Source organism: Reichenbachiella agarivorans (assembly GCF_025502585.1).
GTDB classification, from domain to species: Bacteria; Bacteroidota; Bacteroidia; order Cytophagales; family Cyclobacteriaceae; genus Reichenbachiella; species Reichenbachiella agarivorans.
The window spans coordinates 1,233,856-1,246,838 of record NZ_CP106679.1; the positions used below are offsets into that span (position 1 = coordinate 1,233,856).

Below are 12,983 nucleotides of genomic sequence, written 5' to 3' on the forward strand. Positions count from 1 at the left end.
GATTTCTCTTCGGCTTTTACTTTCTCAAGGTCTCAACTTGCGACAATACTTACCCACTCAAAACTGGCGGCACAACACCCATTTCATTCCACAAATCACCGAATACTCTCTATGTTTGTGTATCATGTCTCCATCCAAAAAAATAATCTTAGAAGTCTGCATCGACTCTGTCGCATCGGCCATCAACGCCCAAGCAGGTGGAGCCTCACGTGTCGAATTGTGTGACAACCTTGCCGAGGGAGGCACCACCCCTAGTGCGGGCATGATCAAAATGGTTCGAGATAGACTATCTATCGACATGCAGGTCATCATCCGACCAAGAGTCGGTGATTTTCTCTACACTCAGGAAGAGTTTGATGTCATGAAAGAAGACATCAAAATCGCCAAATCACTGGGAGCAAATGGAGTAGTCATAGGTTGTCTCCTACCAGATGGCAGTATTGACATGATCCGAACCCAAGAACTGGTAACGCTCGCTCGACCCATGAATGTCACTTTTCACAGAGCATTTGATATGGTTGCGGATGCTGCGCAGGCACTTGAGGACTTGATTCGGCTCGGAGTAGAGCGAGTGTTGACATCTGGATTAGAAAATGATGTCGTGTCAGGTTCTACGACCCTTACGAGATTGATTCTGCAAGCAGGTGATCGCATCATCGTGATGCCAGGCGGAGGAGTTCGTCTTGAAAATGCGAAAACACTGATTGCTACCACAAAAGCCAAAGAAATCCATGTAAGCGGTCGACATACGCTTGTGAGCCAAATGACATTCCAAAATCCAAAAGTAAAAATGGGCATCCTCCCAGATAAGGAATATCAAATACAAGTCGTAGATCAAAAGCTCATTCAACGTTTCATTCAGCTTTTGAATCCGTGATAATATCACCTAGCCTTGTGCCTTCACCAAGCTAGCTTCTCGAATTATATTTTATCAATTTCACTCATCACCAACTCTACATCTTCCTTGGTGGTTCTCCAGTTCACAAAGGAGGCTCTTATTCCCTTCTTCCCCTGAAATTGTGTGGGTGTCATGAACACTTTGCCCGTCTGATTCAACTTGGTCAAAAACCCAGCAACCTTTTCTTGATTTTCATCTCCCGACAGGCTGAAACAAACATTGTTCAACCTAACTGGTGCCAATAATTCTAGCTTTTCACTTTCGCTAATCATTTGACCAAGCAACTGAGCCATCGTTACTGAGTTCTCCACAATGTCCTGATACCCTTTTTTACCGTATGCCTTGATCGAAAACCAAACAGGGAGTGCCTTGAGTCTTCGTGAGTTTTCTGGCAAGAAATTCAGATAATTAAAATTCTCCAAAGGATCACCCAAGTAAGGCGCATTGGAATTTTGAAAGGTCTCTACTTGTGAAAACTGGTGCTTCCTTTTAATCAGATAAAAAGCGCTTTCATAGGGGACATTCATCCACTTGTGGTTGTCCATGGTGATGCTGTCTGCACTACCCCAACCCTCAACCAGAGGTTTGTATCGAGGTGAACAAGCCGCAAATCCTCCAAAAGCAGCATCTATGTGCCACCAAAAATTATGTTTTTCTTTCAATCGGGCAATCGCCCGAAAGTCATCGAAATCTGAAGTATTGACTGTGCCAGCACTCGATATGAGAATGAAGGGCTCGTCATCGAGCGCCACGATCTTCTTCTCCAAATCCTCCACATCCATCGCCTCACGACTCCCCGGCAGGGTCGCTACCTGGGTTAAATTATTACTGCCAATGCCTAACATTGCTAGTGATTTGATAGCAGAAGAATGAGGTGTAGCTGATAGAATGTTGATCTTTTGGGTGATCCCCTCTTTTGCAAAATCTTTCCCAAGTTCCTTGCCAAGCCATTGTCTTGCCACACCCAAACAAGTGAAATTGGACATAGTTGCACCTGACACAAAACCACCTATGAAATCATCGGGCAAGCCGAATAAATCCAAAAGCAAATTGATTGTTTCCACCTCAATGATCGCTGAGTTGTCACCTTGACCTTTGACGGTCTGGGTATTCTGATCATAAATAGTGGCCAGCCAATCTCCCATGATGGAGGCAGGTGTGGAACCGCCCGTGACAAAACCCCAATACCTCGGTCCAGTAGATGCGACCATCATAGGTTCAAATTTTTCATTGAAGTGAGCCAAAGTTTGGAGTCCTCCCAGACCTGTCTCACTGAGCTTTTCGTCAAGATCAACTGTAGATTGATTGGACGTGTGTCGTTCATCTACCTGATTCAAAAAATATAAACCTTGCTTTTTGACGACATCTAGTAAGTTATCAAGGTTTTCAAGGTCATGGTGCAATTGTGTATTCATCGAGATAGATCGGTAAGTCGGAATTTTAGGAATGGTTTCTTTGTGAAGTTTTCAACCAAATTTTCTACGCAATTAAATGAGTGAGATTCACAAAATTACCAAAGGATAATCACAATTCGGTGTGATGGCGTCAAAGCATGAGTCTTTGCATTTTTTCTTACAATCATTCATGACGAAATAAACATAAAATTGATGAACAGCGTATCTTCGCGTTCGTAAACAAAGAGGGTCAAAATCCATCTCGTACCATGTCAAAAGTAAGTGCCGCTCAGCTCGAAAAAATTAACATCCCCAAATCAGAATTGCCACGTATCGTCATCATTGGTGGCGGTTTTGGAGGAATGAGGTTTGTGAAGAACATTAATACCAAAAAGTATCAGGTGGTTCTGTTGGATCGCTACAATTATCACACGTTTCAGCCATTGCTCTACCAAGTAGCAACTGCTGGTTTGGAGCCAGATTCTATTGCGGGTCCGTTGCGAAAGACCTTTCAGCAAAAGAAAAATTTCTACTTCCGTATGGCAACCGCCCAAAACGTCGATCCAGTAGAAAAAATCATCACCACCAACATCGGTGAATTGAGTTATGACCATCTCGTGTTGGCATGTGGCTCGATTACCAACTTTTTCAACAACGCAGAATTTGAGCAGAAGGCCTTTCCTCTGAAGCAATTGCCGCATGCGTTAAACCTCAGGTCACAGATTCTTCAGAATTTTGAAAAAGCTGTCTTGAAAAATGACGAAAACGAAGTACAAAAATTGCTAAACTATGTCATCGTCGGTGGTGGGCCTACTGGTGTCGAAGTGGCGGGTGCTTTGGGAGAACTCAAAAAACACGTTTTGCCTAAGGATTATCCAGAACTCAACCTGAACAAAATGCAGATTTATCTGGTCGAGGGACAAGAAAGGCTACTCAGCGGGATGTCTCAAAAATCAGGGGAGAAGGCCTACGAATACTTGAAAAAATTTGACGTCAATCTCTACGTGGGCAAAATTGTCAAATCGTTTGATGGAGATACTGTCATCCTAAACGATGGCATGAACATCCCCTCAGAAACCTTGATTTGGGCAGCAGGCGTCAATGGCAATGCCCTGTCTGGCATGGAGCAAATCATCACCCGTGACAAACGCTACCTGGTCAATGAATACAACAAAGTTCAGGGATTTGATGAAGTCTATGCCATAGGTGATGTCGCCTCGATGCAAAACAAAGATTTCGAAAGAGGACACCCTATGTTGGCTCCTGTAGCGATCCAACAAGCAAACTTGCTCTCAAAAAACATGAACAAAGGCATGAATCATGAGCAATGGAAGGCCTTCAAGTATGTGGACAAAGGGACGATGGCAACTGTCGGACGAAACAAAGCAGTCACAGAAGTCTTTGGTAAGCTGAAGTTCGGCGGATTCATGGCCTGGTTGATGTGGATGTTCGTCCATTTGGTGCTAATCGTAGAGTTCAGAAACAAACTCGTCATCATGAGTAACTGGATCTGGAACTACTTCACCTATGACCGTGGAACTAGACTGATCATTCGCCCTTATATCAAGAAAAAAAAGAAGCCTGTCGAAGAGGAAAAACAAAAGCCGCTTCAGTAAAAACAATAAAAGGAGGAAATGCACAGTTAGAATATAAAACCTAAATTCATGAAACTGCAGCATTTCCTCCATTTGGTCACTACATTTCGGCCTCCTCTCAATCTCTTGCCCATAGCTACATTCCCACCATCAAGGGAAAATTTTATTTCCCAATCCTTTTATTACCCCTGCGCGGTTGAGCTGTAGATCAAAATTGTAATTCCTTTCATTTACTGATCTGCCTCCCGTTTGGTAGAAATACTTTCATTGTTTAATTTGACACAGACTTAAGACTAAACAACCTCTATGAAAACTATCTCAATTCTTTCCCTTATTTTCCTATTTAGCCTATCTGCCCTGGCACAATCCGACTGTGCCTGTTGCTCTACCAGTCATTCTGAATTTGATTTTTGGATCGGTGATTGGGAGGTCTTCACTCCTGAAAATGTAAAGCTGGGAGAAAACACCGTCAGCAAAATAGAAAAAGATTGCATAGTGACCGAATACTGGAGAGGTGCTTCTGGTCTGACTGGTAGAAGCTTCAATTACTTTGATGTTTCCGACTCTACATGGAATCAACTCTGGCTAGATAGTGGTGGATCTAATCTCAAACTGAAAGGGAAGGCCAATCAGGAAAGCATGGTCTTGCAGAGTGAATTGAAGAGAGGAAAAAAAATATCCTGGTACTACGATCGCATCACCTATACCAAGATCGATGAAAACACCATGAGTCAGTTGTGGGAGATACTTGACACCCATGAATCTCGGGTATCCATCGTCTTTGATGGGGTGTACCGTAGAAAATAACAAACCCAGGACAGATGCTCGCTGGCGAGCACTGCGGTGTAGCTGATCCACAACTAGATCAGGAAAGACATGCCGCTCGAATGATTTTCCAACCAATCAACCGTACGGGAGATGAAAACAAGACTGAAACAAGTGAGATTTCTTATCAGCTATTTGGCAAGGCTGGTAAAGGGCTTTGAATCGAGCCTCCCTTCTACTGCGACTATGGTTACAACATCAAGATAGGAGATAAAGTCTTCATGAACTTCTACTGCTGCATACTAGATCCAACCCCCTCACTATAGGCTATGATGTGAAAGGGTTCATTTCCACTAACGAAACGGCTAGTTAGCATAAAAGGTAAACTCATTTCCCTTTGCTTCAAATTTGATTAGGTTGGAGGTGTCTCCCAATATCTCATCTACCAAGCCATATGCTTTTGCTTCTATCGCATTGAGAAAGCGATCTCTCCTGAAAAACTCCTCCATCTCACTTCGGGTATGACCCGTATTTTTGCCCATGATATGGAAGAGTTGAGCTTGGAGCCTTTCTTGCTCGTGGGTGGCAATGCGGACATCCTCTGTGTAGCCTTTGGCTCCTCCTCCTGTGGGGTGCTGATGGATAGTCGCTTGTGCCAGAGCATAGCGCTTTCCTTTTTCTCCTGAGGTGAGGAGTGCAGTACCCATGCTGCCACTGAAACCCACCGCTACTGTAGAAACTGGTGCGCTGATCATCTGCATGGCATCATATATCGCAAGACCTGCATATACCGATCCGCCTGGGCAATGAATATACATATCTATCTGTGCCTTGGGGTCTAGGCTGTTTAGGTATAGTAATTGGGCTACTATCAAGTTGGCTATCTGATCGTCGATCGCGGTTCCTAAAAATATGATGCGCTCTTTCAAGAGCAAACTAAAGATATCATAAGATCGTTCTCCTCTGCTGCTTTGGTCGATGACCATTGGGATGAGATGTGAATGTATGTTCATGAGTTTATCGTTTAAAAATAGAGCGGATTCTTGCCTGAAATGAATGATGCTTTGCTGTCGTAAATAATTCTTGCTCGAGGGTCTTGATCTCCTCTCGCAATTTTTCCCTTCCATAGAGATGGACGAGTTCATAGGTTTTGGATTGCCAGTGAATCTTGTCACTCAACTGAGGACTAAGCATCGACTTGACCTCTGTGACGAGCCTTTCGGAAACATCTCCTTTCTGCTGCAGCCAGTTTTCTATTTGACTAGTCTCAATCCATGAAGTCTTCATACGTCAAAGATTTTTGTTTCACATTGTCTCTTACCTTTTCCAAGCACTTGAATTTTTGTACGGTGGCGGATCGCTCGCTGCTATACCCGTATTGTGTCGCCACTTCTTTCATATTGAGATTTTCATAGTAGAAGGACTGCAACAGATCCATGCACTTTTGACCAGAGTGCTGGAGGAAGGACAGTAGCTTTTCTGTCAAGGGACTCGTCTCGTGTTCCGCTTGCCATTCTACATTGTCAAGGCTCATCATTTTCTGTTCCTTCGCATGGCTCTTCAGCCAGAGATTTTTGACGATGCCCATTAGATAGGCCTCTTCACTGACGTCAAGCAGAAAGTTACTGGTTGTGCTCCTCTCATAATAAAGTATGAGCGCCTCCTGAAAAATCTCTTTGGCGTTTTCTAGGTCGCCACCTCTTTTTTTGATGTAAGTACAGGCAGCAGGAAAAACCTCCGTGTACCACTCGATGATCTTGGCCTCCCTAGTTTGTCTGACAGTTTCTTCTAATACCAGCATATCTATGTTTTTAGTATATGTTCCACTTTGTATAAAAGTATCACCTTAAAAGCATAGATTTTTTTCTGTGCATATAAAAGACTCTGCTTGGTCGCAATGGCGATCAAGTCGTTGACTATCCTATTATTTCTTTTTGATGTAGAGACTTGAAAGAAAGGATGATGTAGACAGGTCTTTTTCTTGAACTTTGTATTTGTATGATTTATGCAAACTCGGAGCAGTACTGCGCCGACCTTGCATAAGCTTATGATTTGTTCCTGCAAGCTGCGGCACGTTTGCATATATCTAAAAAAGGAAAGCATTCTACTCTCGTCAATAGAATGTCGTAACGGACTCTGCTACCAAGGACTATTCGCCGCATATTTAAGGGGAATAATGACACTTTTCACCGCAAACTAAAAAAGCCAGCTCTTCCGAACTGGCTTTTCATCTATGGCTATTTGACTTATTTGTCGATTTCTACTTCATCAAGATTGATGAACTCCATCTCTTTTTGATCATTGAGCGTGATGCCGATCACTGCTTCATTGCTGACTTTGCCAGAGAGGATTTGTTTGGACAGCTCATTGAGAATTTGTTTTTGAATCACTCTCTTGAGCGGTCTAGCTCCAAACTGTGGATCATAACCCAACTCTCCCAACCTGTCGAATACCTGTGGAGACGCTTCCAACTTCACGCCATTTTCCTCCAAACGTTTCTTGATCTGTTTGAATTGAATCTCTACAATCTTGCGAATGTTGGCTTTGTCCAACGGTCTGAACATAATCGTCTCATCCACACGATTCAAAAACTCTGGTCTCACAGAGAGCTTCATCAAATCCATAACCTCTCTTTTGGTCTTGTCAATGATCTCCTGCTCATTGTCAAAATCTAATTGGGAGAAATTCTCCTGAATCAACTCCGCACCTATGTTGGTCGTCATGATAATGATTGTGTTTTTGAAATTCGCCACACGACCTTTGTTATCAGTCAATCGACCCTCGTCCAATACTTGCAACAGCACATTGAATGCATCTGGGTGCGCCTTTTCGATCTCATCCAGTAAGACCACAGAGTAGGGCTTTCTTCGCACTGCCTCGGTCAACTGTCCTCCTTCGTCATAACCCACATATCCCGGAGGTGCTCCAATCAAGCGGCTGACCGCATGTCGCTCCTGGTACTCTGACATGTCGATTCTGACCATGGCATTCTCATCGTTGAACAAGTAATCTGCCAAGGCCTTTGCCAACTCAGTCTTACCCACACCTGTCGTACCTAGGAAGATGAAGGAACCAATCGGTCTGTTCGGGTCATGCAATCCTGCTCTGCTGCGTCTGACGGCATCAGCAATGCTTTCGATCGCTTCTTCCTGGCCAGCTACACGCTTGCCCAATTCATCTTCTAGGTGGAGCAACTTCTCTCGATCACTTTGCAGCATTTTCTGTACAGGTATCCCTGTCCATTTTGCAACCACCTCGCCGATGTCCTCAGCACCTACTTCCTCCTTCAACAAAGTACTCTCACCTTGCATCTGTGCCAGTTTGGCTTTGAACTCTTCTAGCTTTTTCTCTGCTTCCTGAATCTTACCATATCGGATTTCGGCCACTTTACCAAAGTCCCCAGCACGCTCTGCTTGTTCCGCTTCGGTCTTGAAGCGCTCGATATTCTCCTTCTCTGACTGAATCCCCGTGATAACTGCTTTCTCATTTTGCCATTTGGCTTTCAAGTCATCTCGACGCACAGATAGATCAGAGATTTCACGGGAGAGCACTTTTTCTCTCTCCTTATTTTTTTCTCTACGGATGGCCTCACGCTCGATTTCCAACTGCATGATTCGACGATTGAGCTCATCAAGTTCTTCAGGCATAGAGTCAATCTCGATTCTGAGTTTGGCCGCTGCTTCGTCCATCAGGTCAATCGCCTTGTCAGGCAAATGACGATCAGAGATATATCTGCTCGACAATTCTACTGCAGCAATCACCGCATCATCCTTGATCCTAACTCCGTGGTGTACCTCATATTTTTCTTTGATCCCTCTCAGGATAGAAATCGCATCTATCTCATTAGGCTCGTCTACCAAGACCGTCTGAAACCTACGCTCCAGTGCCTTGTCTTTCTCGATGTATTTTTGATACTCCTTCAGCGTAGTGGCACCTATCGCATGTAGCTCACCTCTTGCCAAAGCAGGTTTCAGTAAGTTAGCGGCATCCATGGCTCCTTCGCCTCCGCCCGCTCCCACCAGTGTGTGAATCTCATCGATGAAAAGAATGATCTCTCCAGCAGAGTCCTGCACTTCTTTGATCACGGATTTAAGTCGCTCTTCAAACTCACCTTTGTATTTGGCTCCTGCCACGAGCATCCCCATGTCTAGGGAAATCAAAGTCTTGGACTTTAGGTTTTCTGGGACATCACCATCCACGATGCGTTGGGCCATCCCTTCCACGATGGCTGTTTTACCCACACCCGGCTCACCGATCAGCATCGGGTTGTTTTTGGTCCTGCGGGACAAAATCTGCAACACGCGTCTGATCTCTTCGTCTCGACCTATTACAGGGTCAATTTTTCCATCTTTGGCGAGTTGGTTCAGGTTCTTGGAGTAGCGCTCTAGCGACTGATAGTTTGATTCTGCGCTTTGACTATTCACGTTGTTTCCTCCACGCAATTCTTTGACTGCTGCCTCAAGATCCTTTTGATTGAACCCTAATTCCTTCAACAAAGTAGCTGCTTTGTCCTTTCCATCTAGGATACCCATGATGAGGTGCTCTATAGCTACAAATTCATCTTTTTGCTTCTTGGCGATGGCTTCAGCTCTTTGCAGTGCTGCTGCAGCTTCATTGGATAGATACGGCTGCTGACCCGATACCTTGGCATAGGTTGCTACGGTGCTATCGATTCGGGCTACCAATTGCTCCTTGCTGATTCCTAATTTTTTGACAATAAACCCTATGACATTCTCATCTGTCTCTACGATGGCCTTGAGTAGATGTGCTGGTTCGATGGCTTGTTGTCCGAGTGCCATCACAATCTCTCCGGACTTGTTGATGACCTCTTGTGATTTGACTGTATATTGATTAAAATTCATTTTTTTATCCTTTGGTTGATGCTGTCTAGTTAGACAGTCTACGAGTCATTATCAATTCTCGTTCCATCTCCATTCAATAAATTTTATCAGCCATTGTGTCCGTTTTCGGACGAAAAGTAAATTATATCAAGTCAAATTGGCGGAAAAATAATTCCCAACTTGGACAAGTTTTCTGGTTGGGTAGAATAACATGTTTCTATTTTAGAACTTAGCTACCCATGTTTTGAGTCCGCTCATAATCATCTCGATAGAGAAAGTTCCGATGAGCAATGCAGCGACTCTACCGATGATGTCGATGTAGCGCAGTACCAGGTCTTCGTTTTTGGTTTTCACAGCGGAGTAGATGTATTTGAGTAGAATCACCAAACTGATACAAACGATGAGCGATATCACAATAATGAGAATAGCAGTCGGGTAGCTCAGTCGCTGACCGACTATGATGCTGGCGCTAATGGTACCAGGCCCGACCATGATGGGCATCACAATTCCTCCCTGTACATATTTGGGTTCACCTCTTAGCTTTTTCATGGCCTTGTTGCCATTGAATACATATTGAATCCCCGTGATGAGAAAGACAATACCTCCAAAGATCTGGAAAGACGCAAAATCAGCTTTGAATAGGGTATCAAATATTTCATTGCCCAACACAGCAAATGTGATGTAACAACAACCGCTGATGAGTGCTGCTCGGATCAGTACGATCGAAAAGGTCTTGGAATCTAGCTCCTCTACCAAATCAATCAGGTACACAATCAATAAAAAAGGGTTGAGCATAAAAAGCATCAAGCCTAGGGAATCGTAAAATGCTGCATTGAACATGGGGATGTCGAATTTGATGAGAACAAGATAAAATTACAAAAAAAAGGCCATGGTAGCAGCCAAAAGCAGCGTCCCATAGACCTTTCTAAACCTAAAATAATAATGCCTTATCGGTGTGCAATGAAATCTGGACGGGGTTTCGTTCCGCCAAATGGGTCAACCAATTTGTTGGTTACCGCATTGAACACGAAAAAGATGTTTCTTCTGGCCAAAGGCGTAATATTGCCATTGGAACCGTGCATCGTGTTGCAGTCAAATAAAATCACAGACCCTGGAGGACACTCTGCTACCACGATTCCATTTTCCTCATAGAATTTCGTCAAGCTCTCCTGATCTGGCACGCCGTATTCTTGCTTGCGCAGTGATTCTTTGTAGTGATCATCTGGCGTCTGCCCTACACAACTCACAAATTTGTTGTGAGAACCAGGCATCAACATCAGCGATCCATTGTAGCTTTTGTTCTCATTCATCGTGATCAGACAACTGATGGCTCGCATGTTGGGCATGCCATCTTCTACGTGCCATGTTTCGAAATCCGAGTGCCAATAAAACTCCTTGCCATTGAAACCTGGCTTGGCGTTAATTCTAGCCTGATGCACGTAGGTTTCGTCATCCAATAGGTATTCCACCTTGGCACGAATTCGCTCATCATCAGTTAGTGCTTTGTAAACATCGCTGAATTGATGTGCTGCAAATAGCGACCTCACTACTCTGCTATTCGGCTCTTTGATGAACTCCTCTTTCGAGGAAAGAATAGGATCGCTGCTGAGTCTTTCGAATTCAGTATTGTATAGATCTATTTCCTCCTGAGAGAAGACACTCTTGATGATCAAAAAGCCATCTCTTTTATAATTCTCAATTTGTTCTTGGGTCAACACGTTTGTGTTGCCCTTGCCGTACACTACTGGATCTTGTCGATCAATCCACTGTGCTGTGGCCTCTGTCCTTGATGGATACAAGTCTTCTAATACCATAATGTTTTTAGTTTAAAAGTTCTTCTTTGACCAATGAGTAGCTCCCGTCTGGATTGTGTGTTTCCTGACCAGTGACTGGAGGGTTGAACACACACATGACGGTCATTTCAGTGATTCCTTCCAAAATGTGCTTGTCATTTTCATTGAGGGCGTACATTGTTCCAGGTTTGATTTCCCAGCTTTTCCCAGTTTTCAGAGCAGTTATTCTTCCTTCTCCTTTGACACAGAATACTGCCTCCAGATGGTTCTTGTAGTGCATTTCTAACCTTGCACCCTCATGAATGATGGTTTCGTGAAAAGAAAAACCCATTTGATCCTTTTTGAGCAAATACCTTCTGCTCGTCCAGCCATCAGATTGCACTTCGTTGCCTGATGCCTGGATTTCTTCTAGCGTTCTGACTATCATACCAACTCTACTTCTTTGATGCTTTCTATTGCTTGTTCAAATATTTTGATCCCTTCGTTGAGGTAATTGTGGTGAATATTGAGCGGAGGCAAAAACTTGATGATGTTGCCTTCAGACCCACATGTCTCGATGATGAGGCCGTTTTCAAAGGCTTCCCTAGTCACCTTGCTGGCAGTTTCAGCATCAATGAATTCCATGGCGATGATCAATCCCTTGCCTCTCACGTCCGTGATGATGTCACTGTTTTCATCTTTGATGATGTTCAGGATTCTAAACAGTTTGGCAGATTTTTCTTTGATCTCGTCTTGGAATTTGTCGTCCTTCCAGTACTTGATGATGGCTTCTGCCGCTGTGACAAAGGCGAGGTTGTTGCCTCTAAACGTACCTGTGTGCTGTCCTGGTTCCCACTTGTCTAATTCTGGTTTCATCAATAAGATGGCCATTGGTAGTCCGTATCCACTGATGGATTTGGACAATGTCACCATGTCTGGATATATCCCTGCCTCTTCGAAACTGAAGAACTTGCCCGTACGACCACAGCCAACTTGGATGTCATCTACGATCATTAGGATACCATGCTTTTCGGTGATTCTTCTCAGTTTTTTCAACCATTCATTGGGAGCTACATTGACACCACCTTCTCCTTGGATAGTCTCTAGGATGATCGCTGCTGGTTTGTCGATTCCGCTGCCTTTGTCACTGAGCACTTGATCTAGATAATCTGCACTGTCAAATCCACCTTCTACATAGCCGTAGTACGGCAAGAAGCTTGTGAACTGGTTTAGTTCGTTTTCGAGCCCTTTTCTATAGTGCTCATTGGCAGTCAATCTCAGAGCACCCTTGCTATGGCCATGGTAGGCATTGGTAAAAGTGATGATGTTGTTTCTACCCGTCGAGATCTGTGCCAACTTGATTGCAGCCTCTACTGCGTTGGTACCTGTAGGGCCCGTGAACTGCATTTTGTATTTCAGCTCTCTTGGCTCCAAGATGTATTGGTTGAATACTCGGATAAACTCTTCCTTGGCCTCTGTAGCCAAATCTAGACCGTGTGTGATGCCATTTTTGTCTATATAATCCATCAATTTCATCTTGAAGAAGGGATTGTTGTGCCCGTAGTTGAGCGCACCTGCTCCTGCTAGGAAATCAATGTATTGTCTGTGATTCTCATCGTTGATGATGGCTCCATGTGCCGTAGTAAATGTCGTAGGGAAGCTTCTGCTATACCCTCTTACTTTGGATTCGTGTTTTCTAATCTGTTCCATTATTTTTT

At 43.9% G+C, this 12,983-nt stretch carries 13 protein-coding genes; 4 read left to right on the forward strand and 9 right to left on the reverse strand.

Translation table 11 applies throughout. From position 1 onward, the window contains the following. The first annotated feature begins 124 nt into the window (after nucleotides 1-124). Nucleotides 125-877 (forward strand): copper homeostasis protein CutC, encoded by a 753-nt coding sequence (locus N6H18_RS05200; RefSeq protein WP_262310776.1) that lies wholly within the window; start codon nucleotides 125-127, stop codon nucleotides 875-877. 44 nt (nucleotides 878-921) lie between these two features. Here N6H18_RS05200 and N6H18_RS05205 read toward each other — a convergent pair whose 3' ends face one another. After that, nucleotides 922-2,313, reverse strand: coding sequence for a pyridoxal phosphate-dependent decarboxylase family protein (locus tag N6H18_RS05205; RefSeq protein ID WP_262310777.1), 1,392 nt, complete (start codon nucleotides 2,311-2,313; stop codon nucleotides 922-924). A 248-nt stretch (nucleotides 2,314-2,561) separates the two neighbouring features. Here N6H18_RS05205 and N6H18_RS05210 point away from each other — a divergent pair, with 248 nt between their 5' ends. The 3 genes from N6H18_RS05210 to N6H18_RS05220 all read left to right on the forward strand — a co-directional run bounded on the left by N6H18_RS05210 (nucleotide 2,562) and on the right by N6H18_RS05220 (nucleotide 4,873). Beyond that, nucleotides 2,562-3,908, forward strand: a complete 1,347-nt coding sequence (locus N6H18_RS05210) for an NAD(P)/FAD-dependent oxidoreductase (RefSeq protein ID WP_262310778.1) — start codon at nucleotides 2,562-2,564, stop codon at nucleotides 3,906-3,908. Nucleotides 3,909-4,193: 285 nt separating this feature from the next. Then, nucleotides 4,194-4,694, forward strand: a complete 501-nt coding sequence (locus N6H18_RS05215) for a hypothetical protein (RefSeq protein ID WP_262310779.1) — start codon at nucleotides 4,194-4,196, stop codon at nucleotides 4,692-4,694. 14 nt (nucleotides 4,695-4,708) lie between these two features. After that, nucleotides 4,709-4,873, forward strand: a complete 165-nt coding sequence (locus tag N6H18_RS05220; RefSeq protein WP_262310780.1) for a maltose acetyltransferase domain-containing protein — start codon at nucleotides 4,709-4,711, stop codon at nucleotides 4,871-4,873. A 144-nt stretch (nucleotides 4,874-5,017) separates the two neighbouring features. Here the strand turns inward: N6H18_RS05220 and N6H18_RS05225 are convergent, their stop codons facing one another. The 8 genes from N6H18_RS05225 to ectB form a co-directional block, all read right to left on the reverse strand. Continuing rightward, nucleotides 5,018-5,665 (reverse strand): ClpP family protease, encoded by a 648-nt coding sequence (locus N6H18_RS05225; protein ID WP_262310781.1) that lies wholly within the window; start codon nucleotides 5,663-5,665, stop codon nucleotides 5,018-5,020. Nucleotides 5,666-5,669: 4 nt separating this feature from the next. After that, nucleotides 5,670-5,939 (reverse strand): hypothetical protein, encoded by a 270-nt coding sequence (locus tag N6H18_RS05230; protein ID WP_262310782.1) that lies wholly within the window; start codon nucleotides 5,937-5,939, stop codon nucleotides 5,670-5,672. Then, nucleotides 5,920-6,453: an RNA polymerase sigma factor gene (locus N6H18_RS05235; RefSeq protein ID WP_262310783.1), complete on the reverse strand. Its 534-nt coding sequence runs from the start codon at nucleotides 6,451-6,453 to the stop codon at nucleotides 5,920-5,922. The genes N6H18_RS05230 and N6H18_RS05235 overlap by 20 nt, the downstream gene beginning before the upstream one ends. Before the next feature lie 445 nt (nucleotides 6,454-6,898). Beyond that, complete coding sequence (gene clpB / locus N6H18_RS05240; protein WP_262310784.1) at nucleotides 6,899-9,514, reverse strand: ATP-dependent chaperone ClpB; 2,616 nt, start codon at nucleotides 9,512-9,514, stop codon at nucleotides 6,899-6,901. Nucleotides 9,515-9,715: 201 nt separating this feature from the next. Beyond that, nucleotides 9,716-10,333: a MarC family protein gene (locus tag N6H18_RS05245; protein WP_262310785.1), complete on the reverse strand. Its 618-nt coding sequence runs from the start codon at nucleotides 10,331-10,333 to the stop codon at nucleotides 9,716-9,718. Nucleotides 10,334-10,440: 107 nt separating this feature from the next. Then, nucleotides 10,441-11,307 (reverse strand): ectoine hydroxylase, encoded by an 867-nt coding sequence (gene thpD / locus N6H18_RS05250; protein ID WP_262310786.1) that lies wholly within the window; start codon nucleotides 11,305-11,307, stop codon nucleotides 10,441-10,443. Nucleotides 11,308-11,314: 7 nt separating this feature from the next. Then, on the reverse strand, nucleotides 11,315-11,713 hold the full coding sequence (locus N6H18_RS05255) for an ectoine synthase (protein ID WP_262310787.1): 399 nt from the start codon (nucleotides 11,711-11,713) through the stop codon (nucleotides 11,315-11,317). After that, a complete protein-coding gene (gene ectB / locus N6H18_RS05260) occupies nucleotides 11,710-12,975 on the reverse strand; it encodes a diaminobutyrate--2-oxoglutarate transaminase (RefSeq protein ID WP_262310788.1) in 1,266 nt (421 codons plus the stop codon). The genes N6H18_RS05255 and ectB overlap by 4 nt, the downstream gene beginning before the upstream one ends. Between the last annotated feature and the right edge of the window lie 8 nt (nucleotides 12,976-12,983).